The following is a 26740-nucleotide window of genomic DNA, read 5'->3' on the forward strand; positions in this document are numbered from 1 at the left end:
AAGCCCATTTTTAATTGTATACCCGGAGTATATTTCCGCTAAGTGAGGTCTTGTATTGTTTTAACGGTGCGGCTGCCGGTCCTTTTGTTGGAGTTCCGCCAATAAAAATAAATTCTGATTCGCAACAAGTGCATTTCCCAATTACTCCTTCATTTTCAACCCGGCATGATGGATTGATTTCGTTTGTGCACGTTGCGTCAAATGCATAATACGAGCCCTCTATTTCGCAATAAACAATAACTCCTCCAAACCCGGCATTAGCAAAATATGCCGAGTTGCCCGGAACAGTGAGGTCATTCCAAAGACCAAGATCAATATTTAAACCAACCCACACATCCGGAATTTCAGAATCGATCTCGTCGCACGATGAATACATCAAAAAAGTTAGGGCAATAAAAAACAAATATTTCATACCTGAATAAACTGACTTCCTGTTGTTGCTTTTCTTTTGCATGATGCTAATTTGTTTTGCTATTCTTTTTAACGCGAAAATTTTTATTTACGTGCTCGTTTCGTACTTTTATAAACTGAACAGTCAAAAATACAATTTATTGCTGATAGAAAATTATGGATGATATAGTAGTTATCATACTGACACTTATTGTTGCCTTGTTTGGCATCCTCAATAAAAAGCGTAAGAAGAATGTGGCGCCCGGAGAACCTGGTTCTTCAGAGGATAAAACACCGAATTTTTGGGAGATGTTAATGGATGATAATGAAGATATGTCACCCAATCCACATCCATATGAAGAAGTAGAGGTGGAGGAAGATGAAGTGCCGGTTCGGAAAGCCAGACCCATATATGAATATAGTACAGACATAAAGAATTCACAACCGGTAAAGACAAAAAAGAAACGGGCGAAGAAATCGAAAAAGCAGACGCTGATAATGGGCGAGAAGTTTTCGTTGAAGAAAGCTGTGATCTATAGCGAAATTATTAATAGTAAATATATCTAACTGTGTAAAAATCACGTGTTTTCGATATTTTTATTGTCAAATCATCTAAAAATAAAAGAAAATACATACTTTTGCATTAGGAAGAGTTCCGGGCAAATCGGGATTCTTTCTATTTTTTTATGCCTAGGTGAGGCGAAATAATAACATAAAGGAGGATACAGAAATGTCCGAAGTAACATATTTGACAAAAGAAGGTTTAGAAAAGCTGAAAAAAGAGCTGGAACATTTAAAGAATGTTGAACGTCCAGCTATTTCTAAACAAATCGGAGAAGCTATTGAAAAGGGAGACATCTCCGAAAATGCTGAATACGATGCAGCTAAAGATGCTCAAGGAATGCTTGAGGCAAAAATTGCTTTATTGCAAAGTAAAGTAGCCAATGCACGTATTTTGGATGAGTCCAAAATTGATACATCAAAAGTTCAGATTTTGAATAAAGTTACCATCAAGAACAAAAAGAATAATGCTACTATGCAATATACTTTGGTTCCTGAAAGTGAAGCGAATTTGAAAGAAGGAAAGATTTCGGTACAAACGCCAATTGCCAAAGGACTTATGGGCAAAAAGTTGGCGATGTTGTTGATATTAAAGTTCCGTCAGGAACAATACCTTTTGAGATTGTTGAAATTTCAATCTAAGAACCATGGCAAGCATTTTTACAAAAATTATCAATGGTGAAATTCCTTCCTATAAAGTAGCGGAGGATGCGAATTATTTTGCTTTTCTCGATATTTTCCCAACAGCGAAAGGACACACTTTGGTAATTCCGAAAAAAGAGGTGGATTACATTTTCGATTTAGATGACGAAACCTACGCCGGATTACAAATGTTTGCCAAAAAAGTGGCAAAAGGTCTCGAAAAAGCTGTTCCCTGTAAAAAAGTAGGGATAATGGTTTTGGGACTCGAGGTGCCTCATGCACATATTCATTTGGTGCCCATGCAAAGCGAACACGATTTGCTGAACTTTGCCGACAAAACAAAACTCCCCGAAGAGGAAATGAAGCAGCTGGCAAAGCTCATCGCTGAAAATATTGACAAGCAGCCCTGATTAAAACATCAGGGCTCTTTTGCCCCAAAAATTCCATCAAAAATTATTAACATCCCTCAATTCGGCTCAGAGAATTGGTATCTTTAAAGACTTTTTTTAGATAGTTTTTATGGTTCCATTTACGCATTTACACGTACACTCGCAATACTCCATTCTCGACGGAGCTGCCAGCATTAGCGATCTGGTAAACAAGGCAAAAGGCGATAACATGCCGGCTTTGGCAATAACCGATCACGGAACGATGTTTGGTATTAAAGAGTTTCACGCCGCCTGTTCAAAAGCTGAAATCAAACCAATTTTAGGATGTGAAACTTATGTGGCTTCCCGTTCAATCAGTAATAAAAGTGACAAAGTCGATCGCTCGGGGCACCACCTTATTTTGCTGGCAAAAAACAAGGTTGGGTATCGTAACCTCATTAAGCTGATATCGATAGCCAGTACATCGGGGTTTTATTATAAACCACGTATTGATAAAGAGTTGCTCGAGAAATACCACGAAGGATTGGTTGCATCGTCTGCCTGTCTTGGTGGAGAAATTCCGCAGTTGTTGATGGCCAACAATATGAAAGATGCCGAGAAATCCGTTCTGTGGTATAAGAAGCTGTTTGGCGAAGATTATTACCTGGAACTGATGAGGCACCCGGCACAATCGCAGCGCGAGCGTGAATCGGTTTACGACTGGCAGGTAAAAGTAAATAAACAACTGATTCCGCTGGCTAAAAAACTGGGTGTTAAATTAATTGCCACCAACGATATTCATTTCACCAACGAGTCGGATGCTGAAGCGCACGACCTGTTAATTTGTTTAAATACGGGTAAGGATTTTGACGATCCGAACCGGATGCGTTACACCAAACAGGAGTGGTTTAAAACGCAGGCCGAAATGAACGAGCTTTTTAAAGACGTTCCGGAGGCGCTGGCAAATACCAAAGAGATTGCCGAAAAAGTTGAAGCTTTTGAGCTGGATACTGCGCCGATTATGCCGGTGTTTCCAATTCCCGAAAAAATTGGCACGGAAGAAGGTTTTAAGGAGAAATATTCAGAGGCTGATTTGCGCAAGGAATTTAGCGATGCGGCATTTGAGCGGCTGGGTGGCTACGAAAAAGTAATTCGGGTGAAGCTGGAATCGGCATTTTTGGAGCACCTTACATTCGAGGGAGCAAAAGAACGTTATGGCGATCCGCTGGAGAAAAGCGTGGAAGACCGACTGATTTTCGAGCTGAATACCATTAAAACAATGGGTTACCCCGGTTATTTCCTTATTACGCAGGATTTTATTAACTGGGCAAAAGATAATGGGGTGATCGTTGGTCCTGGACGTGGTTCAGCAGCCGGTGCCGCCGTGTCGTACTGTGCAGGAATTACCAATATCGACCCGATTAAATACGATTTGCTTTTTGAGCGTTTCCTGAATCCCGACCGTATATCGCTTCCCGATGTGGATATCGACTTTGATGACGATGGACGACAGCAGGTGCTAAACTACGTAACTGATAAATACGGCGAGGACAAAGTGGCTCACATTTGCACTTTCGGAACAATGGCCACGAAGTCTTCTATCAGAGATGTGGCCCGCGTGTTAAAGTTGCCATTGCCCGAAGCTGATCGTCTGGCAAAGCTGGTGCCCGAGGCTCCGAAAATGAGTTTCAAAAAGGCTTTTAAAGAGAGTCCTGACCTGGCAAGAGAAAAGAATTCTACCATTCCGTTGGTTGTTGATACGCTCACTTACGCCGAAAAACTGGAAGGGTCGGTACGAAATACCGGAGTGCATGCCTGTGGAATTCTGATCAGTCGCGATACATTAACAGATCACATTCCGCTAATGCCTACAAAAGATGAAGAGCATCTGCTGACTACTCAGTACGATGGTCGTTTTGTGGAAGACATCGGTTTGTTGAAAATGGATTTCCTTGGACTGAAAACCTTGTCGATCATAAAAGAGTGCCTTGAAAACATCAAGCTGTCGAAAGGAATTGATGTGTCGATAAACGAGATTCCACTCGACGATGAAAAAACGTTTCAGCTTTTCAGTTACGGAGAAACAACGGCCATATTCCAGTTTGAATCGGACGGGATGAAAAAACATCTGCGCGATTTGAAACCAAACCGATTTGAAGATTTGGTGGCCATGAACGCACTGTACAGGCCGGGACCAATGGAATATATTCCCGATTATATTGCCCGTAAACATGGGAAACAGAAAGTGGATTATGATGTGCCGATGATGGAAGAATACCTGAGCGATACGTATGGTATTACGGTCTTCCAGGAGCAAGTGATGTTACTTTCGCGCTTGCTGGCGGGCTTTACCCGTGGCGATTCGGATACCCTTCGTAAGGCGATGGGTAAGAAGATTATGTCGGTAATGGAAAAGCTGAAAGTTAAGTTTGTTGATGGTTGTAAAGCCAACCGGCAGTTTGTTGACGAATGCAAAAACAAAGGGAAAACAACCGATGAGGTTATTCATAAAATATGGAAAGACTGGGAGGCATTTGCATCGTATGCATTTAACAAATCGCACTCGGTTTGTTATGCCTACATTGCCTACCAAACGGGCTTTTTAAAGGCGCATTACCCGGCAGAGTTTATGGCGGCCAACCTTAGTCGAAACCTGAATAATATTACTGATATTACCAAGCTAATGACCGAGTGCAAGCGAATGAAATTAAATGTTCTTGGTCCGGATGTTAACGAGAGTTTTATCAAGTTTACCGCGAACAAAGAAGGCGATATCCGCTTTGGCATGGGTGCCATTAAAGGGGTCGGATCAGGAGCCGTTCAGCACATAATTAATGTGCGTAATGAGAAGGGGCATTTTAAAACGATTTACGATTTGGTGGAGCATGTTAACTTGCAGTCGGTAAATAAAAAGAACCTTGAGGCACTTGCCATGGCCGGAGCATTTGAAAATTTGGAAGGAGTAAACCGCAGTTGCTTTTTTGCCGGAGAGCACGAGAACGATGATACCAATTTTATTGAGAAGTTAATTCGATACGGCAACCGTTTACAACTTGAAGCAAACAGTGCACAGCAAAGTTTGTTCGGTGGAGCGGGCATGGCACAGGATATTCAAAAGCCGGCCATTCCAAAAGTTGATGAATGGGCAAAGCTTATAATGCTTGAAAAAGAGAAAAATCTGATCGGTATTTACCTCACCGCTCATCCGCTCGACGATTTCCGCTTGGAGATCACAAATTTCTGCTCGCGAGATGTGGCGTTGAAAGACCTGAATAACGACATTTCGAAGTACAAAGACAAGGATTTTACTTTTGGCGGAATGGTAACTGCAGCCCGCGAAGGACAGTCGAAAAACGGAAATATGTATGCTGTTATGACCTTGTCCGACTACACCGATTCAAAAGAACTTTTCTTCTTTGGTAACGACTATGTGAACTTTAGTAAATTCTGCAAAGTGGGAATTTTTATCATGGTTAAAGGCTCGGTGCGAACGCGATTTAAAAGCGATTTCTACGAGTTCAAGGTGAACAGTATAGAGTTGCTTGATAATGTGCGCGAAAATTATATAAAAAGCTTAACCATTAACATTCCCTTAAAAGCATTAACCGAAGACGTGGTAAAACGCATCGATCACATAGCAAATGAATACAAAGGAAAGACGCTGCTGAAGTTTAATGTTTTTGATACCGAGAACAATATGTACATTGAAATGTTTTCAAGAACAACAAGGGTAAATCCTTTGAATAGTTTTCTGAAGTTTTTTGATGAACAACCGGAAATGACGTACAGAATTAATTAGTTTTGTGAAACAAATAAACGACATACAACAATAAAAAATAGAGATATGGCTTTAGAAATTACAGATGCCAATTATGAAGAATTGGTAATGAATTCAGACAAACCGGTGATGATCGATTTTTGGGCAGTATGGTGTGGCCCTTGCAGAATGATTGCTCCAATTGTTGAAGAAATGTCTGCTGAGTACGACGGCAAAGCAGTGATTGGTAAAGTTGATGTTGACAACAACCAGGATGTAGCAATGAAATACGGAATCAGAAACATCCCTACGGTGTTGTTTGTGAAAAACGGCGAAGTTGTTGACAAACAAGTTGGTGCTGCTCCAAAACAAGCTTTCATCGACAAACTGGAAGCACTACTGTAAAACTGTGTTCATTAAAACTGTCATTTCGACGAGTATGTGAGGAGAAATCTCTTGATTTAAAGAGCGAACTTTTTCACTATCGGAATGACAGTCTTTATTTCGAATTACCAGACTTCGACTACGCTCAGTCTGACTGTCACCCTGAGCGTAGTCGAAGGGTGTTCAATAAAACAACATTGCTTTTCTTTTCATCATTTTGAAGAACCTGATCGACATAGAACAATTTCATCGTTTCGATAATCTGGGGCTGGTGGCTCACGAGGTTGTTGAAGGGTTTATAACCGGTTTGCACCGAAGTCCGTTCCATGGATTTTCGGTTGAGTTTGCCGAACACCGTTTGTATAATCAGGGCGAATCGACCAAGCACGTTGATTGGAAATTGTATGCGCGCACCGACAAGCTTTTCGTAAAGCAATACGAAGAGGAAACAAACTTGCGTTGTCAGCTGGTTGTCGATACTTCTTCATCCATGTTATTCCCGTATTCAAAAGGGAAAAAGCATTTGCAAAATAAACTGGCCTTTTCAGTGTACACCGCTGCAGCTCTTATTTACTTGATGCGTAAACAACGCGATGCAGTGGGGCTAACACTTTTTTCCGACGAAATTGAGTTTCATTCTTCGCCTCGAATTTCATCGGTGAATGCCGAAGTAATGTATGGCAAACTCTCGGAATTGATCCAGCCCGAAAATGCCAGTTTGAGAAAAACCACCAATACTACACAGGTTCTTCATCAAATAGCCGAGAATATTCACAAGCGTTCGCTGGTAATTATTTTTAGCGATATGCTCGACAGTTCGAAAAATGAAGAGTTGTTTTCGGCACTTCAGCACTTGCGATACAACAAACACGAGGTTATTCTTTTTCATGTAACCGATCACTCGCTCGAACGTGAATTCGAATTCAGTAATCGTCCGCACAAGTTTGTCGATTTGGAGAGCGGGCAGGTTGTTAAGTTTAATCCTACGGAAGTAAAACAACACTACACAAATACGGTTAATGATTATTTCGAAGACCTGAAAGTAAAATGTGGACAATACCATATTGATTTGGCCGAAGCCGACATCAACAAAGATTTTAAAGAGGTACTTTTTTCTTACCTGGTAAAAAGGAAGAAGCTTTATTAGATCAATCCTTCAATTTTTTTTAATTTATACTTTCTCGAAACAGCTTGATAGCTTGTATTTTCGTTGAAATGATGTAGCTTAGTTTCCTGAATCAGCTTTTTAAGTTGTTTACTTAAACTTATTAAACCAATTATTATGGAAAGAAGATCATTTCTTAAAAAATCGGCATTGGCAACCGGAGCTGCCGTTGCGTCATCATCTCTAAGCGCCAGCCCTGTACCGGCAATTGAAAAAGACTTTTACGAATTAAGAGTTTATCATTTGAATGGCGGTGGCGGTCGAAATCGTTTACAAAAATATTATACGGAGGCGGTAATTCCCTTTTTACACAAGCGAGGAGCTAAAGTTGTGGCATTTAATGAGTACAGTATGGAAGAACCGCCGGTGATGTACATTTTACATGCCCACAAAAGTTTGTCGGATTATTATGATACTACCTTGGCTATGCGAACCGATCCTGATTTTTTAGCGGCAGCCAGAGAATATACCGCCGTTACCGCAAACAACCCGGTTTATGACCGATACGAAACTTTTCTGCTGGAAGCTTTTGATGGCTTTCCCCGCTTAATTGAACCCGATAAAAAAGGCGGGATAATTGAAATGCGTATCTACGAAAGCTATAGCGAAGATGCAGGAATTAGAAAAGTGAAGATGTTTAACGATGGCGAAATCCAACTGTTCCAAAGTCTCGGATTTCATCCAATGATGTTTGGCCAGCACCTTGCCGGTCAATACATGCCGGCACTCACTTATATGATGTGGTTTGAAGACATGGAAGAACGGGATGCCCTTTGGTCAACATTTGGACCTAGTCCGGAATGGAAGGCCATGAGCAGCAAAGAAGAATATGCCAATACGGTTAGTCACATTCACAAGAAATTTCTTGTTCCAGTCGATTTCAGTTAGTTCTTATAATCGATTGGTATTGGTTAGCCCTCAAGCCTGATATTTTCTCTCGCCCAAATTCCTAACCGCAGTAGATAAGAATTCGGGCGGTTTTCGGGGAGTTATTGTTTTATCTGTAATATATTGAAAAACTGTTTCGGCAAATCACCTTTTAATTTTCTGACGATTTTATTACATTTAACTAATATTAAACTAAATCCCCGTTTATGTTAGTTAAAACCTTCGGAAGTGCAGTTTTTGGAATCGATGCAACCACCATTACCATTGAAGTAGATGTAACCACCGGAATTAAATTCTTGCTGGTTGGCTTGCCCGACAGTGCCGTGAAAGAAAGTCAGCAACGCATTGAGTCGGCGCTGCGCTTAAATGGCTACAAATGGCCCAAAAAGAAAATCATTATTAACATGGCTCCGGCCGATATCCGGAAAGAAGGATCGGCTTACGATTTGCCGCTGGCAGCAGCGGTTTTGGCGGCATCCGGTCAAATAAATTCAGAAAAATTAGCGAAATATGTTTTAATGGGCGAACTCTCGCTCGATGGAACTCTACAACCCATAAAAGGCGTGTTGCCCATTGCAATAAATGCGCGGAAGGAAGAGTTTGAAGGACTGATCCTGCCAAAACAAAATGCACGGGAAGCTGCCGTTGTCGACCGGTTAAAAGTTTATGGAGCCGAAAATATTACTGAGGTAATCGACTTTTTAAACGATGAAGGAAATCTGGAACAAACGGTAATTGATACGCGGGCCGAGTTTTATAATCAGGTTAATAATAATCCACTCGATTTTTCAGATGTAAAAGGCCAGGAAAATGTAAAACGGGCTTTGGAAATTGCAGCGGCAGGGTCTCACAACATAATTTTAGTAGGCCCTCCCGGGTCGGGGAAGACGATGTTAGCGAAACGAATTCCTACAGTTCTGCCGCCATTTTCGCTAAAAGAAGCGCTGGAAACCACAAAAATTCATTCGGTAGTTGGGAAGATCGATAAAGAAACTTCGTTAATGACACGACGTCCTTTCCGAAGTCCGCATCACACAATTTCTGACGTAGCTCTGGTTGGCGGTGGAAATTATCCACAGCCTGGAGAGATCAGCTTGGCACACAACGGCGTTTTGTTCTTGGATGAATTGCCCGAATTTAAACGAACCGTTTTAGAAGTGATGCGCCAACCGTTGGAAGACCGGAATATTACCATTTCGCGGGCCAAGTTTTCGGTGGAGTACCCGGCAAGTTTTATGTTGGTGGCTTCCATGAATCCATGTCCGTGTGGTTATTACAATCACCCCACAAAAGAATGCGTTTGTGCGCCGGGAGTGGTTCAGAAATACCTCAATAAAATCTCGGGCCCCTTGCTCGATCGTATTGATATTCACCTGGAAGTTGTTCCTGTACCTTTCAAAAAACTGTCGGAGATGGAGTCGTCAGAGAATAGCGAGGCTGTTCGCAAAAGAGTGTTGAAGGCGCGAGAAATTCAGGAGAAACGTTTTGAGGAGCATAAAGGTGTTTATGCTAATGCACAAATGAGTTCGAAACTGATTCGGGAGTATGTCGTGCTGGATGAGGAAAGCAACGATTTGATTAAAAATGCTATGGACAGACTTGGTCTTTCGGCCCGTGCTTATGACCGAATATTAAAAGTGGCTCGTACCATTGCCGACCTCGACGGACAAGAAAGTGTACAGGCCGATCACCTTTCAGAAGCCATTCATTACCGCAGCCTGGATCGCGAGAATTGGGGTGGATAACCACCTTTTGGTGATGTCTCACTTCAAGTGAGGCTATCACTAAGACACAGCCCTACAAGCTAGGTACGATATACAAAATCGTGCCAGCGAGCGCAGTTGAACTAATTTTACTATTTTTAGTGGCTTCAACTATTAATCGACAAAATCATGACCCGAGTTATTCTTACTTTATTATCCGTTGTATTATTGCTTTCATCGTGCCAAACAAAACCGGAAATTTCAGATTGGCGTGGCCCCAATCGCGACGGAATTTATACCGCTTCGAACCTGTTAAAAGATTGGCCGGTTGATGGTCCCGAACTTTTATGGTCGTTCGAGGGACTTGGTTTTGGACACAGTGCAGTTGCGATTGCTAACAACAAGGTATACGTTACGGGAATAAAAGATACAACTAGCTCTGAAGGCACCTTATTTACGTTTGATTTAAATGGAAACCTGCTTTGGGAGAAAAATTATGGGAAAGATTTTAGTTTGAATTTTCATGGAACCCGATCGACACCGGTTGTTGTAAACGATTTAATTTATGTAGAAAGTGGGATGGGTGCTATTTATTGTTTAAATGCCGAAAATGGTGCTGAGCAATGGTCGCTTGATTTTATAAAAGATTTGGGCGTAGATTCCACCATTCAATTTGGTTATTCCGAATCGGTTTTAATCGATGGAGACCATTTAATATGTGTACCCGGTGCCAAAGAAAATAATGTGGTTGCCGTAAATCGTTTTACCGGAGAAATGGTGTGGAGTTGTGCCGGTAATGGTGAAATAGCCACGTATAATTCGCCCATTTTGGTAAATCACAATGGCCTTGAATTGGTAATAGCCATGACCTCGGGTTCAATAATGGGAATTGATGCCAATTCAGGAGAAATGTATTGGAGTATAGAACAAACACAGCGGAATAAAATACATGCAAACACCGCTATTTATGCACACGGTCAATTGGTTGTTTCCAGTGCCGATCCAACCGATTCGTCGGGATTGGTGCAACTTCAACTTTCCGAAGACGGTAAAAATGCAACCGTAGTTTGGCGAAATAAGAAGTACCGCAATTTAATGGGGGGAGTTGTTAAAATCGATTCGTGTTTATATGGTTCGGCTTATATGAAAAATGACTGGCAGGTTATTGACTGGAACACAGGAGAAATGCTGGTACAGAATAAAGATTTAGGTGGTGGCTCGATAATTTATGCCGATGGACTTTTTTATTGCTATGCCGAACGCGATGGAGAAGTTGCTCTTGTTGATGCTTCGCCCGAAAAGTTTGAGATTATTAGCAGGTTTAAAGTTCCACTGGGAACAAAAGAACATTGGGCGCGCCCGGTAATTAAAGGCACTAACTTATATATTCGTCATGGCAACGCGCTAATGGTTTACAACATTCAATCGAATTAAACTTACGCTTATGAAACAGCTATTTACAGTTCTTTTAATTGCCATAAATTTATTTGCGTTTGCACAAATAAGCACCTATTCGCCAAAAGATATGGAGAGCTGGCAAAGCATTGGTCAGGGAAATGGCTTTGTAACTCATGGCCAGTTTTTTATGGAAGAAGTAGAAGGCAGTAAAGGATTTATGCTTTTTTCGCCCCACAAATACGAAGATGTGGTTTTACGGTACGAAGTTATGACTTTAAATGCTGCTACTGTTTTAGTGGCGATATTAAATGCTTCTGACAGAGGAGAATCAACAGCATTAACCCTTAACGAAAACAGCGATAATTTTGGGTTCTGGACAACGGAAGTGGAAGATTATATGTTTGGATTTCGTGTGATGGCGCATAACTCAACACCGTTTCTACGCAAGCATCCTGCAACTAATGGCGAAAGTGCACAAATTGCTTTGGCCGATAAAGATGTAATGCACAGTGGCTGGCGGCACCAGGTTGAATGTGGAAAAAAGGCGAACAAACTTTGGCTGAAAATTGATGGAAAAACCCTGTTTGAAGTAAATGACGACAAGCCACACAAAGCTGGTAAAATTGCCATTCGGGTTCGCGGAACAGCAAACGAATTAGGGAAATGTATGATTCGTAATTTGGAGATTGAAGGGAGTCGTGCTAAATAGTCTAATTGTATTTTTTTGAAGGTCTTGTGATGTTTATCGGCCGGAACGCTGATGACACTGATTTTTTTGATTTTCGCAGAAAAGAGATGGTCTGCTGTTTTCCGCAGAAATATTTATAGGGATTGACACTGTAATTTGGTGATGGTCTCACTCTGAGTGAGGCTATCACTGATGAACCGTTGTTTTACCTTTTTCAGCCTTGCAGACTGAGCAACGATTTTCACAATAGCGCAAGCGGGGAGAGAAGCAATCTTTAAGTTCTTTATCAAATTAATTGTCTTTCATACAATAAGCTAATTTTATATCTTAGTAGCCTAAATCAATAAAACCACAAAATGAAGAAGCCTGTTCTTTTGGTGTTCTTTCTAATGAGCATCATTCCAAATTTATTCGCACAAAATATTCATCTAAATTCGCTGGGTTTTCTAACTGATGACTCCAAAACAGCAGTTATTCCGCAATCCTGCACTTCTTTTAAGCTTGTTTCGGTTTCTACCGGAGACATTGTTTTTGAAGGAGAAACTACTGGCCCAAACTATCAGAAAGATGTGGATCAGGAGGTTTGGAGGCTTGATTTTTCGGCCTTCCAAAAACCGGGGCGTTATTATCTGAAAGTGCCCGGAGTAGGCAAGTCGGGCGAGTTTGAAATTGGAGCTGATGTATTCAATTTTGCAGCCAAAACAAGCATGCGTGGCTTTTATTTGTGGCGTTGCGGAATGGCGGTTGACGGTGAGTTTGCCGGAAATCATTATCATCAGGATGCCTGTCATCTTAATGATGCCTACGAAGACTATATTGGTAAAAAGGGATCGAAGCGTGACGGAACAGGTGGTTGGCACGATGCCGGCGACCATGGAAAATATGTGGTGAATGCAGGTATATCGCTGGGCGTATTATTTTATGCGTGGGAACATTTTCAGCCTCAGTTAGAAAAAATGGAATTGGATATTCCCGAAACAGCACCCGGATTTCCCGATTTTCTAAAAGAACTTAAATGGGAAACCGACTGGATATTAAAAATGCAATATCCCGATGGTTCGGGAAGAGTCTCGCACAAGTTAACGCGCACCAACTTTTCGGATTTTATTATGGCGCACGACGATGATGCAAAACGCTATTTTACGGATTGGAGTTCGGCAGCAACAGCCGATTTTGTGGGAATAATGGCCATGGCTGCCCGCTACTTTAAACCCTACGATGCGGCGTACGCAAAAAAATGTTTGGATGTTGCCTGGGTAAGCTATCGTTTTCTGCAGGAAAATCCGGAGTACAAACGGTTTGAACAAGGTGATTTTAAGACCGGAGGCTACCAAACAAAAGATGATGACGACCGTTTGTGGGCGGCTGCAGAACTCTGGGCAACCACCGGAGATGAGGACTGTTTGCGTGATTATGAAAAACGTGCTGCTGAAATTGATTATGAAATTCTGGAAAACTGGGACTGGCAAAATGTATCTAACCTGGCAATGTTTACCTATGCACTTTCTTCGCGCGATGGAAAAAATTCAGAGATAGAAAAAACCATAAAAAAGAACATTATTGCAAATGCTGAGGCTATAGTCGAAAAGGGAAAATCGGATGTATATTCTCGTGCGCTTGGCGGCCGGTATTACTGGGGATGTAACGGAACTGTTGCCCGGCAAACGGTAAACCTGCAGGTTGCCAATCTTATTCAGCCTAACCCAAAATACAAACAGGCAGCCATTGGTATTGTCGATCATATTTTCGGAAAGAATTATTATAGTCGATCGTATGTTACCGGCTTGGGAATCAATCCGCCAATGTTTCCGCACGACCGCCGTTCGGGAGCCGATAAAATTGAGGCGCCATGGCCGGGCTACCTTGTTGGCGGCGGACATTCGGCAACCGACTGGGTGGATAAAGAAGAATCGTACAGTCACAACGAAATTGCCATAAACTGGCAGGCTGCCTTGGTTTATGCACTGGCAGGATTTGTTAGTTATTAGTTCAGCGAACTTTTCAATAATACTGTTGTACGATTATAGACAATTGTCAAAAAACAGATTGCTTCACTGCGTTGCCAATGACAGATTTTAATAAGTCGTTAAATATGAGTAAAATACCACTTTATGCATTATTGTCATTTCGACGAAGAATGAGGAGAAATCTTTCACAAAAGGAACAGATTTCTCATTCGTTTCCCTCATTCGAAATGACACCCCTGCATAATCTGTCATTACCTCATTATGGCAAAAACAAAATTTCGGTGGACTCTCGCAATGACGATATTGTCCGTGAGTTAGTTTTGTGGGGAGGGATTCGTTGGCGGTTATCCCGCCAACGAATCCCTCCCTGTGTAAAATCCCTTGAAGTGTGCGTCATTGACAGCATCGCGAAGCAATCTTAATATTTTCCCGGAGATCATTGACGTATTCTAAAGTGTTTTAGGACTGAAGACTAGGTAGTTCAATAGATTTCCATTAATTTTATAGAAATCAAAAATCTACCTGTTATGACTAAATCAAAAAAATATCCCGTTACCCGAAGAGATTTTATTAAGGTTTCAGCAACAACAACTGCTGCCTTTTCAGCAATGTCGCTTGGAGCTTGTAATTCAGAAAAATTACCGGAGCCAATGAAACGCCCTTTTGGCCAACTTGGCTTTAATGTTACAACACTTGGCCTGGGTGGTCAGGCCTCTATTCAGTGGACGCCCGACGATGTTGATCCGGTTCCAATTATTCTGAAAGCTTTTGATTTGGGGGTCAATTATTTTGATACATCAAATTTATACGCCAAAAGTCAGTTGCATTTTCATTCAGCCTTCGAGAAACTGAATCTTATCCCCGGGAAAGAAAATTATAATCAAAAATTGAGAGAATCCATTTGGCTAACCAGTAAAACCGGAATGCGTTGGGGTAAGCCCGGCTGGCCTGAGCGTGAAAACGTAAACAACTGGTCGAACGGAGAAAACGTTGAATGTGCCGTTGATGATGTAAAACGATCGTTGACTCAGATTTTTGGTGACGGCGAAGGCTTTTATCCCGAAGGTGCTTATCTCGACATGGTGCTTTGCCATACCCTTCACAATACCGATGAGGTGGATGTGCTTTATGAAGGATTGGAAACGCCGCTTGACCCCGATGGTAATTTTGGAGCCTTGGTAGCTTTACGCGATCTACGCGATGGCACCAATCTGACGGGAATGAACCCGAAAAATGAAAAGCTGATAAAACACATTGGTTTCTCCGGTCATGCTCATCCGCCTGCCATGATGGATATGATTCAGCGTGATGAATACGGCATTTTAGATGGTATGCTGATTGCCATTAACGCCAACGACAAAACAAAAATGAACATGCAGCACAACGTTATCCCGATTGCAGAGGCCAAAGGAATGGGAATAATTGGTATGAAAGTTTTTGCTGACGCTGCCCTGTATCATAAAGAACCGCGGTGGTCGCAAACACCTGACGATGTTTTCCGAAAAGTGGGTAATGATGAGCTGCCAAGTAAACCACTTATTGAATATTCACTTACCACTCCCGGTGTTCACACCCTGATTATCGGAATCGGACAAATCGACGAAGATCCGATGAAATGCCAGCTGGTGCAGAATTTTTATGCTTCTCAGGTAGCTCCTGACGGAATGAGTGCCGATGAGCGAAAACGAATTGAAGAGCAGGCAAAAAGTGTGAAGCCGGAAAGTAACTATTTTCAGGCTGTTGAGAAGGAACGACTTTCGGCTCCACGCGATGCTAAACGAACTGATGGAACATTAACCTGGAATACGGCGTTGGCAGATGAAGAACCCATTTTGTATTACGAAGTTTTGCAAAACGGCGAGTTGCTTGGCAAGGTGGAACATAAGCCCCAGTTATTAAAAAGCCAGCCGTTTAGTTTTAAGCTCGATAATTCAGAAAGTGTAACACTTGCCTCTGTTGATAAGGCCGGAAACCGAGCGGAAGTAGTCGTTGCGTAATGAAAATTTAATGGTTTTATCAATAAATATTTGAACTAAAATACGTACTATTGGTTTCAAATAAAAAAACATAATTTAACTAATATGGTAGACAGACTTTCCGATCCCATTGGCAGACTGATGGGATTGCGTTATAAATCACACCCCTGGCATGGTGTTTCAATTGGCGAAAATGCTCCCGAAGAATTAACTGCTTTTATCGAAGTGGTTTCAACCGACACGGTAAAATACGAAATTGATAAGGACAGCGGTTATTTGCGTGTTGACCGCCCGCAAAAATTCTCGAATGTGGTTCCTGCGTTATACGGCTTTATTCCGCAAACCTATTGCGGCACCAAAGTTGGCGAATACTGTTCGCAGAAAGTTAATCGAAAGGGTATAAAAGGAGATGGCGACCCGATTGATATTTGTGTGCTAACTGAAAAAGATCTGGCACATGGCGATTTGTTGGTAACTGCACGCCCAATCGGAGGTTTTCGGATGATTGACGGCGACCAGGCGGATGATAAAATAATTGCTGTTTTGGATAACGATACGGTTTATGGTCATTTCACCGATGTATCACAGGTTCCAGAAATAGTAATCCAACGTTTGGAGCATTACTTCCTCACGTATAAGGACATGCCGGGTGTTGAATCGAACACAGAAATTGCCGCTACTTATGGCCAGCAAGAGGCTCTTGAGGTAATCAAACTTTCGGTTGAAGATTATAACAATAAGTTTGCGAACTTAGGCAAACTGCTCGCATAAATAAAGCGGCCTGATTTCTGAAATCAGGCCGCTTTACTTTTAATAAATCCTTGCTACCGGGTAACGTTTATACGATTTTTCAGCCCACTCCGAGTTGGAATAGATATAACTCAACTGCGCCCGATGATTTTTAGCAAATTCAGGATCGGTTTGGCGTTTTTCTTCAAATTTCTTTTTGAACTCCCGATGTTCGTTTAAGTATTTCAACGCATTTTCTTCAAACCCATACGACGAAAAATATTCCCGTTGATCCAGAATCTGATCAAAGAAATTCCATCTGAAAAAGGAGTCGCGGGCTTTGGGCTCCAATTGTTCCAACAGGTAGTTTATTTTCTTTTGGCGAACCGGAATTACTAAGTCGCCAGCATAGTATTTAATGTTTTGCACTTCACTGGTGGTACTCACTTTGTCGTGAAAATAATGCCCGTTGTTTAGTCGGCTCGCATTCGAATATTCATCAATGTAGCACACCTCCACTTCCATTGTGGTGTCGTTTGGTAAACGCATAAATTCAATACCGTTTAATTCCAAACGCTCAATCACCCTGTTCCAGGTTTGTGGTAAAATGTAGTATTCCGGAATTTTAATTTCTTCTGCGGGATTATACACATCGAAGAATGGTATTTCTTCTGTATAAAGCCGGGTTTTGTCGTAACCAAAACGGGGCAATCCGGTAACCGGACTTATTTGATTGTAGTCTACCTCGTAACCTTTAAACTCCAACATACTGAATTGCGTGGTATCCAATTCAAAATTGATTGGATAGGTTTTGGCTGTCATCGATTCTTTTCTGCCTGTTTTGCGGCTTTCGATAATTTCTTCGGAATTTGCTGAGGTGAACTTTGCCAACACCTCAATAAACTGGTAGCACGATTTTACACGGTCAGCATAATCTTTGTACACATGATTTTCTGTCATCATTCCGTAACAGTTAAAAAGACTGGCATACCCCGATGAATAACGGCTGGTTTCCTGTGTCATTTTAATCCCCATTTTTGGATCGGGGTACATCCAGCTAACATACGGAATCAGCTCGTATTCACCTTTTTCCATGTTGCGGTAAAGGCCGGGCAGCAATTTTTCGCGAATGAAATTTTCCTGCGACGGTGGGAACATGTCGGGCGACGGTGCTATTAAAGTAACACTATATTGATGTTCTGATCCGTTGGTGGTGTGGGTATCCAGAAACACATCGGGATCCCATTTGGTAAATAGGCGGTTAAAATTACGGGCATTTTCCGAATCGCATTTTGCAAAGTCGCGGTTAAGATCGAGATTGCCGGCATTGCCACGGAAACCGGTTTCGTAAGGAGTAGTTTGCCCCGAACGATTATAAGCACTGCGGTTTAAAAGTCCACCAATATTATAAGCCGGAACAATAACAATAACCGTGTTTTCAAGAAGCTCTGCCAGGTTATCGGCGTTGCGTAAAATGTTATCGGCAAATTTAAGGCTGGCGTCAATTCCGCATGGTTCGCCTGCATGAATTCCGTTGTTAATCAACAACACCGATTTGCCCTGTGCTTTTATGGTTTCAGGATTGAATTCTGCTTCGTTATTAATTATAAAAGTGTGTAGAGGTTTGCCCACATCGGTTTGCCCATTTTCAACAAGAGTGGCATTTTCGTACTTCGCATCGAGCAGCTCATACATTTCAATAATCTCGTCGTAAGTTGGTGTATAATTTTGCTCGTACTTTAAATCCAAAAGCGGTTCTTGTGCAAATGAACATACGGCAATAACGCTCAGCAGAAGCGTTGTAAGTTTCCGGAGAATCATAATATGCAGTTTTTTTTATCTTTGTGAATTGCAATCAACTTTCGATTTCTACAACAAGAACTGACTATAGAAGACGAAAGAATCGTTCAATAACAAAGTGACCAATAATGTGAATATTTTATTTTCGTTCTAATTCAAGGTAAGAATAGTCAAAATTGTTCTTTTCATCGTTCAGATCTTCGCGTTTTACCTCGTTCCATTCCGAATAATTAACTTCAGGGAAATAGGTGTCGGCATCGAAAGATTTGTGCACCAGCGTGAGGTAAAGTTTGCCTGCGACGGGGAAAAATTGTTTGTAAATCATTCCACCACCAATAATAAAAGCTTCTGTTTCGTCCTTCACTTTTTCAATAGCTTCATTGATGGAAGAAACCGTTTCGCAACCCGGGAAAATATCGTCTTGTTTGTCGGTAACTACAATGTGCCTACGATTTGGCAATGGCCATTTTGGCAACGACAACAAGGTGTTTCGGCCCATAATAATGGTATGGCCACTTGTTATTTCTTTAAAGTGTTTCAGGTCGTTGGGTAAATGAAACAGCAGATCGTTATTTTTGCCAATGGCAAAGTTCTCAGCAATAGCAACGATTATCGAGATATTCTTTTGGATATTATTTGTCATTTCAATTAAATTTTAAACTGCAACAGCTCCCTTAATGTGTGGGTGCGACTGGTAACCAACTAACTCAAAGTCTTCGAATTTAAAGTCGAAGATGCTTTTTACATCCGGATTGATTTTCATTGTTGGCAGCGGATATGTTTCGCGTGTTAGCTGCAATTTTACTTGCTCCACGTGGTTAGAATAGATGTGTGCATCGCCAAAAGTATGCACAAAATCACCGGGTTCGAGGTCGCAAACCTGGGCCATCATCATGGTAAGCAAGGCATATGATGCAACGTTAAAAGGTACGCCAAGAAATACATCGGCACTGCGTTGGTATAACTGGCACGACAATTTCCCGTCGGCAACATAAAACTGAAAAAGGATGTGGCACGGAGGCAGGTTCATTTTATCCAGTTCGCCAACATTCCAGGCACTCACCAGGTGGCGTCGCGAATCGGGATTATTTTTTATAGTATCAATTACCTGCGAAATCTGATCGATATGACCGCCATCGGGAGTTGGCCAGCTGCGCCATTGGTAGCCGTAAATGTGCCCGAGGTTTCCGTCATCGTCGGCCCATTCGTTCCAAATGCGCACACCGTTATCCTGCAAATATTTTACGTTGGTATCGCCTTTCAGAAACCAAAGCAATTCATAGATAATCGATTTCAGGTGAAGCTTTTTTGTTGTTATCATCGGAAAACCTTCGCTCAGATCAAAACGCATTTGGTGGCCAAAGCGACTGATTGTTCCTGTTCCCGTGCGGTCTTCTTTAACCGCTCCCTTTTCTAAAATGGTTTCCAATAGATCTAAATACTGCCTCATTTTTCAAATATTTCTGACAAAAATAATCGATCAAAATGAACTGCTTCCGATTTCCGTGCTTTAAATATTCACAATTGCACTGAGGTTGTTAACGGGCACAGTTACAGTGATAGTATCACTCAGAGTGATGCTATCATTAAATGCTATCACCAAATCTAAGCCTCAGGATTAAGAAGGGAACCACATTTCTTGCAGAAAACAGCATCGTCATCGTGCGATGAATGCAGGCATTGCGGGCAAACCTGTGTATTTTTTTCGCTTGTAGGGTTGATCATCTCGGCAGTAACGATACCCGTAGGGACAGCAATAATGGCGTAACCCATTATCATTACAATACTTGCCAGAAACTGCCCCATTGGTGTTTCGGGGCTGATGTCGCCATAACCAACGGTTGTTAAGGTAACGATTGCCCAATATATTCCGCCGGGGATGCTGGTAAATCCGTGTTCCGGGCCTTCAACAAGATACATTATGGTTCCAATAATAATCACCAACATGGTTATAAAGAAGATGAAAACACTTATTTTTTCCCGACTGTGCCATATCGCTTTTACCAGTGTGCGGCCTGCCTGTGTGTATCGTGTAAGTTTTAATATTCTGAAAACCCGTAGTAATCTTAAAATACGAATTACCACCAGACTGTGCGATCCGGCAATAACTAAGCCGATGTATGTTGGTAAAACGGATAAGAGGTCGATAATGCCATAAAAACTAAAAATATAACTCAATGGCTTCTTTATTATGGCAATACGCAAAAGGTATTCAATGGAGAAAATTATGGTAATGCCCCATTCCAGAATGCGCAACAAATGTTGGTGATTGTCGCGAATGGAGGGAACGCTCTCAAGTAAAACCAGAGCCACACTAAGAATAATAACGAATAAGAGTGCCACGTCGAAAAACTTACCACCCGGCGTATCGGCTTCAAATATTATTTCGTAAATTTTCTTTTTGGTTTTGTCCATAGCGAGCAATATTGGGCATTAAATATACAAATATGCAATGAAACTGCTTGGGAGGAGAAACAAAAAAGCCCTTCCCAAAAAAGGGAAAGGCTTCTGAAATTATTTTGAATTGGTTTTTAGAGAATGCTTTCAACTTTTTCGTATGGAAGATCACACGCTTCTGCAACGCCTTTGTACACCACTTTGCCGTCAACAACATTCAGTCCTTTACGTAGAGGCTCATTGTCGATACAGGCTTGCTTCCATCCTTTTCCTGCAATCTCAATGGCATACGGAAGTGTTGCATTTGTTAATGCAATGGTTGAAGTGCGTGGCACAGCTCCCGGCATGTTGGCAACACAATAATGCAATACATCGTCGATTACAAAAGTTGGATCGGCATGAGTTGTAGCCTTCGTTGTTTCAAAACAACCTCCCTGGTCAACAGCAACGTCAACCAAAACAGTACCCGGTTTCATGGTTTTCAGCATGTCGCGGGTTACCAAGTGTGGCGCTTTTGCACCAGGAATAAGTACGGCGCCAATAATAACGTCGTGTGATGTAACCATATCGCGAATGTTATACTCGTTGCTCATCATGGTTTTTACGTTAGCTGGCATAATATCGTCGAGGTAGCGCAAACGTGGTAACGATACATCCATAATGGTAACATCGGCACCAAGGCCCGCAGCCATTTTTGCCGCTTCGGTACCAACAATACCACCTCCAATAATCAATACTTTTGCCGGAGTAACACCCGGAACGCCACCAAGAAGTACACCATAGCCGCCAAATGTTTTTTCAAGGTATTTAGCACCTTCCTGAACCGACATGCGGCCGGCAACCTCACTCATTGGTACAAGCAAGGGAAGCGAGCGGTCGGGCAGTTCAACAGTTTCGTATGCCAGACACACCGATTTATTTTCAATCATGGCATGTGTTAATGGCTCACAAGATGCAAAGTGGAAATACGTGTAAAGAATTTGTCCTTCTTGAATTAACTTGTATTCCTCTTCAATCGGTTCTTTAACTTTGATGATCATTTCGGCAATGCCGTAAACGTCTTCAATGGTTGGTAGCATTTTGGCTCCGGCACTTTCGTAAACCTCATCCTGGAATCCGCTGCCCATACCTCCTCCGGCCTGAATATATACTTCGTGGCCATGTTTAACTAATTCCGCAGCACCGGCAGGTGTTAACGCAATGCGGTTTTCGTTATTTTTAATTTCCGTTGGTACTCCAATTATCATTTTAGTATAGATTTGAGTTTTTTCCTGAGTTCAAAAATAGGCCACTATTTGTGACTAAAACATGATATATTCTCAGGATTTGCAACAATTTAGTCTAACAGTAATACTTATGACATCATATCATTAAAATTTGCAAGTTAACTTTGCAATAAGATATTAATTTGGCTTAAATTTTAGATTATTATTTTCAGTTTGATAATCCTATCTTTGCTTGCTTTTAAAATATATTATACAACATGCCGACAGTATCAGAGAGAGGAAGGATAATGCCTGATTCACCTATCAGGAAATTAGCCCCGTTAGCTCATGAAGCTAAAGAGAGAGGGGTTAAAGTGTTCCATTTAAATATCGGTCAGCCCGATTTGCCAACACCTCCTGAAGCGCTGGCGGCAATTCGTTCTATCGACAGAAAGATTTTGGAATATACTCCCAGCGAAGGAATTTTGTCCTTTCGCCAGAAGTTGGAGAAATATTACCACAAATTTGATATTGATGTCACGGCAGATGATATTATTGTTACTTCGGGAGGTAGCGAAGCGGTAACCTTTGCCTTTATGAGCTGCCTCGATCCGGGCGATGAAATTATTGTTCCCGAGCCGGCTTATGCCAATTACGAAGCTTTTGCAATTGTTGCCGGAGCAAAAATTAAATCGATAGCCGGTAATATTGAGGAAGGATTTGTATTACCACCAATAGAAGAATTCGAGAAGCTGATCACCCCAAAAACAAAGGGGATTATGATCTGTAATCCGAATAATCCAACCGGTTATTTATATACCCAACAGGAAATGAATGCCATTCGCGACCTGGTTAAAAAGTACGACCTGTATTTGTTTTCCGACGAGGTTTATCGCGAATTTTGTTACACCGGAGCTCCTTATATTTCCGCTTTTCATTTAGAAGGAATTGAACAGAATGTGGTTTTGGTTGATTCCGTATCAAAACGTTACAGCGAATGTGGTTTACGGATTGGTGCATTGATTACCAAAAACCAAGAGGTAAAAAAGAATGTAATTAAATTTTGCCAGGCACGATTAAGTCCACCACTTATTGGGCAAATTGCCGCAGAAGCTTCATTGGATGCCGACCCGCAATACATGCTTGATAATTATAACGAGTATGTGCAGCGCCGGAAATTTTTAATCGATGGATTGAACAGAATTGACGGAGTTTATTCGCCAATACCAATGGGGGCATTTTATACGGTTGCACGATTGCCGGTTGATAATGCCGATAAATTTTGTGCCTGGTTGTTGTCCGATTTTCAATATGAAGGACAAACTGTATTTTTGGCTCCGGCTTCAGGTTTTTACACCGGTTCTGATAAAGGACAGGATGAAGTTCGAATTGCCTATGTGCTAAACAAGACCGATTTGGGAGTTTGTTTGAAGATTTTGGCAGAAGCCCTTAAAGTATATCCGGGAAGAAAAGAGCGTAAGGGGGCAGTTTGAAAATGAGGTGGAGTAAAATTTAGCTGCACTTAAACCATTGTTGCTTTTTCCTGCCGGAGGCCTTCATTTTTGCCTTAATGCGAAAACGAAGCACGAGGAAGGCATTTCCGAGCTCAAGGCTCCTTTTGAGCTTCGCACTACGTTTTTATAAAACCCAAGTTCGGACGGGTGATCTCTTCAATGCTTCAGAGCTTCCCGTTCTGACTATGGTTTTATTTCAACTTCGGACAAAGCCCAAAAGAGGCCGTTCGCGAATATAACGTAAGCTACATCGAAGCTTGGCCTTGGTCGGTGAGCCGGAAAACAAGTGGTGACGGCGTTAAAAAATTACTGCTGTTTGAGGAGGTGCGACGAGTTTCAGGAATTTTAGTCGGCGCCGCGTAGCTTTTCCGAGTGAAGCGGGCGCAGCCTTGAGTTTTTTGTTTACTTATTGTCTCAAGACAAAAAGTAAAATAAGTCCGATAGGACAAAAGCATGTTTCTTATGGATGGTGGCTTGATGCAATTTTGAAACCATTGGAATAAGATAGTTTTTATCCAACGGAAATTTCATATCAGGCAATGCTAGCCATTTTTACAAAAAAGTTGAATGTTTAAAGCATAAAAAACCGGACTGATTTCAGTCCGGTTTTTCTTTATCCGTTTGTTACGCTAAGTTCTTCACTCTTTCCATTGCCTCCAATACATTTTCTCTGTCGGCAAAAGCCGAAAAACGGAAGTAACCTTCCCCTGCCGGTCCAAAGCCAGATCCCGGAGTTCCAACCAGGTTTGCTTCGTTTAGTACTTTATCAAAAAAGTCCCACGATGTCATGTTGTCTTTTGTTTTTACCCAAACGTAAGGCGCATTAACGCCACCGTATACTTCGTAGCCAATTTCTGTCAGGCTTTCGCGCATTATTTTGGCGTTTTCAAGGTAATATGTAATTACTTCAGCAACTTCTTTTTTACCTTCTTCTGTATAAATAGATGCAGCAGCTTTTTGTACCGGATACGAAACACCGTTAAATTTTGTCGATTGGCGGCGGTTCCACAATGCTTTTACCGGATGTGCTTTTCCTTTTGAATCGTAGGCTACTAATTCCTCAGGAATAACGGTTATTGCACAACGTGTTCCTGTAAAACCGGCAGTTTTTGAAAAGCTACGGAATTCGATGGCAACTTTCTTTGCCCCTTCAATTTCATAGATCGAACGTGGAATTCCATCTTCGGTAATAAAGGCTTCGTATGCTGCATCATATAGAATTATCGCATTATTTTCGACGGCATAATCCACCCACTTTTTTAACTCTACTTTCGAGGCTACTGTTCCTGTTGGATTGTTCGGATAGCAAAGGAAAATCAAATCCGGAGTTTCGGTCGGAAGCTCAGGAATAAAGCCGTTTTCTTTTGTACAAGGCATATAAATTATTCCCTCGTAATGACCGTTTGCCTGGCAAGCGCCTGTTTTTCCGCTCATTACGGTTGTGTCGGCATAAACCGGGTAAACGGGGTCGCAAATGGCAATTTTATTATCATTCCCAAAAATTTCCTGAATATTACCCGTGTCGCATTTCGAGCCATCAGAAATAAAAATATCATCAGCCGAAATATCAATTCCCCTGTCCTGGTATGAGTTTTTTGCAATGGCTTCGCGCAGGAAACCATAACCTTGCTCCGGTCCATATCCTTTAAAAGTTTCTCCTTTCGCCATTTCGTCAACACCTTCGTGAAAGGCTTTTACCACACTTGGCACCAAAGGTTGGGTAACATCGCCGATACCCATTTTAATTACTTTTTTATCGGGATTGGCATCGATAAATTCGTTCACTCTACGTCCAATTTCCGGGAAAAGATAACCCGCCTGAAGTTTCAGGTAATTCTCATTAATTTTTGCCATATCTGTCTATTTTATACTGATTTCCGTAATTGAGGCGTAAAGATAAAAAAATCTATCGGCATGTATTTTCGTAGCCGAAGGCCTTTACGGCTATTTAAGTTAATTTAATGCGCATGCAAAATCTTCTCAATGCTATATCGTTCTCAGCCATTCTTTGAAAACGGGGTTTGAAATTATGTATTGAGTACCATGCTTGGTAACAATGTCTTTCTTTATTAAGCTGTGCAAGGCAGTATTTAACGAGGAGCTAACAGGGAGTTTGTATTTTTCTTTTGTTTCAGCTGAATATAATTCCTCATTAAGGGATAATCTTGAGAGCGTAAGTAACACCGTTCGCTGTATGTTCGATAGTTGATCGTATATATTTTGGAAGATGTCTGATTGTCCGTTTATAATTTTATTTAGCCATTTTTTATTGAATTGTACATCTTTTTGGTTTTCACCTGTCAGAATTAGGTAAAAAACTTCAGATGCAAAAAACTGGGTATAATGAGGATGTCCTTCCGTGATTTCAAGGATTTTGTCGACAACTGAAGGTTCGACTTTTAGACCCCGGCTTTTAAATCGTTCGTTAATAAAATTGGCTAACTCTTCTTGTTTAATAGGATTGAGCTGCATTTTCATGCCGAACTCATAAAATGGCGAATTCTGATCAGAAAATATTGATTTCATTAATGACTGTTTGCTGCCCAAAAATATGTAACTGATATTTTTATGAAACTGAAAGGCTGAGCGCATCCAGTTGATTAGAAACGGATCAATACGTTTTATTTCTTGAAATTCATCAAAAGCAATACATATTTTTTGTCCGTTTTTTTTGCAGATTTTATGTGGAATATTAAGAATAGTTTCCACATCTGTTTGCTGATTTATTGCTTCTAATTGCAATGAGAACGACGGAGTACCCCTTTCGTCAAAAACAACGGATGGTTTTAACCCTTTGAAATTTTGAATGAATTTCTCTGATAAATTTCTGATATTGTCTTTCCAGTCGAATAACTCATTGGCTAAAAGTTGGGCGTAACGTTTACAAAAATCATCGACGCTTTTTATATTGTAAAGATCGAGATAAAGACATTTTACCGATTTCGTTTCTTCGAAAACCCTGTTTATTAAAGAAGTTTTCCCGAAACGCCTTGGTGAGTATAACCACAATGACTGACTGCTTTGGATATAGCTTTTCAAACGAAAGATTTCTTCTTTTCGGTTACAAAACCCCTCTTTGTCTACAATACTGCCATATTTGAATGGATTGTCTTTTTTCATCTTTTTGTTATGTCGCAAAACTGCGTGTCGTAAAACTGCGTGTCGCAAAATTACGAAATATAATTATTGTCACAAAATAGTGCTCGGT

22 protein-coding genes are annotated in these 26740 nt (G+C 41.3%); 14 read left to right on the plus strand and 8 right to left on the minus strand.

Annotated elements, in window-relative coordinates; genetic code table 11:
* Nucleotides 1–10: 10 nt before the first annotated feature.
* Complete coding sequence (locus G0Q07_RS03800) at nucleotides 11–454, minus strand: Rieske (2Fe-2S) protein (protein ID WP_163344840.1); 444 nt, start codon at nucleotides 452–454, stop codon at nucleotides 11–13.
* A gap of 113 nt (nucleotides 455–567) precedes the next feature.
* Between G0Q07_RS03800 and G0Q07_RS03805 the strand changes: the two genes are divergently transcribed.
* From G0Q07_RS03805 to G0Q07_RS03865, 13 genes are all read left to right on the plus strand, one after another.
* On the plus strand, nucleotides 568–957 hold the full coding sequence (locus G0Q07_RS03805; protein ID WP_163344841.1) for a hypothetical protein: 390 nt from the start codon (nucleotides 568–570) through the stop codon (nucleotides 955–957).
* A gap of 163 nt (nucleotides 958–1120) precedes the next feature.
* The gene (greA, locus tag G0Q07_RS03810; RefSeq protein ID WP_246222978.1) at nucleotides 1121–1633 is read left to right on the plus strand and encodes a transcription elongation factor GreA; all 513 of its coding nucleotides are present in this window, start codon (nucleotides 1121–1123) and stop codon (nucleotides 1631–1633) included.
* Complete coding sequence (locus tag G0Q07_RS03815; protein ID WP_163344842.1) at nucleotides 1599–2003, plus strand: HIT family protein; 405 nt, start codon at nucleotides 1599–1601, stop codon at nucleotides 2001–2003. Before greA ends, G0Q07_RS03815 begins: the two co-directional genes overlap by 35 nt.
* 109 nt (nucleotides 2004–2112) lie before the next feature.
* Nucleotides 2113–5760, plus strand: coding sequence for a DNA polymerase III subunit alpha (gene dnaE / locus G0Q07_RS03820; RefSeq protein ID WP_163344843.1), 3648 nt, complete (start codon nucleotides 2113–2115; stop codon nucleotides 5758–5760).
* Between the two features lie 45 nt (nucleotides 5761–5805).
* Entirely contained in the window at nucleotides 5806–6123 is a 318-nt protein-coding gene (gene trxA / locus G0Q07_RS03825) for a thioredoxin (RefSeq protein ID WP_163344844.1), read from the plus strand.
* A 196-nt stretch (nucleotides 6124–6319) separates the two neighbouring features.
* Entirely contained in the window at nucleotides 6320–7249 is a 930-nt protein-coding gene (locus G0Q07_RS03830) for a DUF58 domain-containing protein (protein WP_163344845.1), read from the plus strand.
* Nucleotides 7250–7384: 135 nt separating this feature from the next.
* Nucleotides 7385–8155 (plus strand): NIPSNAP family protein, encoded by a 771-nt coding sequence (locus G0Q07_RS03835; protein ID WP_163348872.1) that lies wholly within the window; start codon nucleotides 7385–7387, stop codon nucleotides 8153–8155.
* Nucleotides 8156–8361: 206 nt separating this feature from the next.
* On the plus strand, nucleotides 8362–9900 hold the full coding sequence (locus G0Q07_RS03840) for a YifB family Mg chelatase-like AAA ATPase (RefSeq protein WP_163344846.1): 1539 nt from the start codon (nucleotides 8362–8364) through the stop codon (nucleotides 9898–9900).
* A gap of 147 nt (nucleotides 9901–10047) precedes the next feature.
* A complete protein-coding gene (locus tag G0Q07_RS03845; RefSeq protein ID WP_163344847.1) occupies nucleotides 10048–11292 on the plus strand; it encodes an outer membrane protein assembly factor BamB family protein in 1245 nt (414 codons plus the stop codon).
* Between the two features lie 10 nt (nucleotides 11293–11302).
* On the plus strand, nucleotides 11303–11965 hold the full coding sequence (locus tag G0Q07_RS03850; protein WP_163344848.1) for a hypothetical protein: 663 nt from the start codon (nucleotides 11303–11305) through the stop codon (nucleotides 11963–11965).
* A gap of 335 nt (nucleotides 11966–12300) precedes the next feature.
* Complete coding sequence (locus G0Q07_RS03855; protein WP_163344849.1) at nucleotides 12301–13932, plus strand: glycoside hydrolase family 9 protein; 1632 nt, start codon at nucleotides 12301–12303, stop codon at nucleotides 13930–13932.
* Nucleotides 13933–14438: 506 nt separating this feature from the next.
* Complete coding sequence (locus tag G0Q07_RS03860; protein WP_163344850.1) at nucleotides 14439–15908, plus strand: aldo/keto reductase; 1470 nt, start codon at nucleotides 14439–14441, stop codon at nucleotides 15906–15908.
* 84 nt (nucleotides 15909–15992) lie between these two features.
* On the plus strand, nucleotides 15993–16658 hold the full coding sequence (locus G0Q07_RS03865; RefSeq protein WP_163344851.1) for an inorganic pyrophosphatase: 666 nt from the start codon (nucleotides 15993–15995) through the stop codon (nucleotides 16656–16658).
* A gap of 39 nt (nucleotides 16659–16697) precedes the next feature.
* Here the strand turns inward: G0Q07_RS03865 and G0Q07_RS03870 are convergent, their stop codons facing one another.
* From G0Q07_RS03870 to ald, 5 genes are all read right to left on the minus strand, one after another.
* Complete coding sequence (locus G0Q07_RS03870) at nucleotides 16698–18437, minus strand: M14 family zinc carboxypeptidase (protein ID WP_163344852.1); 1740 nt, start codon at nucleotides 18435–18437, stop codon at nucleotides 16698–16700.
* A gap of 118 nt (nucleotides 18438–18555) precedes the next feature.
* Nucleotides 18556–19059 (minus strand): dihydrofolate reductase, encoded by a 504-nt coding sequence (locus tag G0Q07_RS03875; RefSeq protein ID WP_163344853.1) that lies wholly within the window; start codon nucleotides 19057–19059, stop codon nucleotides 18556–18558.
* A gap of 12 nt (nucleotides 19060–19071) precedes the next feature.
* A complete protein-coding gene (locus G0Q07_RS03880; RefSeq protein ID WP_163344854.1) occupies nucleotides 19072–19866 on the minus strand; it encodes a thymidylate synthase in 795 nt (264 codons plus the stop codon).
* A 155-nt stretch (nucleotides 19867–20021) separates the two neighbouring features.
* A complete protein-coding gene (locus G0Q07_RS03885; RefSeq protein ID WP_163344855.1) occupies nucleotides 20022–20831 on the minus strand; it encodes an ion transporter in 810 nt (269 codons plus the stop codon).
* 116 nt (nucleotides 20832–20947) lie between these two features.
* The gene (ald, locus tag G0Q07_RS03890; protein WP_163344856.1) at nucleotides 20948–22060 is read right to left on the minus strand and encodes an alanine dehydrogenase; all 1113 of its coding nucleotides are present in this window, start codon (nucleotides 22058–22060) and stop codon (nucleotides 20948–20950) included.
* A 236-nt stretch (nucleotides 22061–22296) separates the two neighbouring features.
* Here ald and G0Q07_RS03895 point away from each other — a divergent pair, with 236 nt between their 5' ends.
* On the plus strand, nucleotides 22297–23511 hold the full coding sequence (locus tag G0Q07_RS03895; RefSeq protein ID WP_163344857.1) for a pyridoxal phosphate-dependent aminotransferase: 1215 nt from the start codon (nucleotides 22297–22299) through the stop codon (nucleotides 23509–23511).
* Between the two features lie 645 nt (nucleotides 23512–24156).
* Here the strand turns inward: G0Q07_RS03895 and G0Q07_RS03900 are convergent.
* Nucleotides 24157–25386 (minus strand): LL-diaminopimelate aminotransferase, encoded by a 1230-nt coding sequence (locus tag G0Q07_RS03900; protein ID WP_163344858.1) that lies wholly within the window; start codon nucleotides 25384–25386, stop codon nucleotides 24157–24159.
* A gap of 132 nt (nucleotides 25387–25518) precedes the next feature.
* Nucleotides 25519–26652: an AAA family ATPase gene (locus G0Q07_RS03905; RefSeq protein ID WP_163344859.1), complete on the minus strand. Its 1134-nt coding sequence runs from the start codon at nucleotides 26650–26652 to the stop codon at nucleotides 25519–25521.
* Nucleotides 26653–26740 lie beyond the last annotated feature (88 nt).

The sequence above is a fragment of the Draconibacterium halophilum genome, from assembly GCF_010448835.1.
Lineage (GTDB): Bacteria > Bacteroidota > Bacteroidia > Bacteroidales > Prolixibacteraceae > Draconibacterium > Draconibacterium halophilum.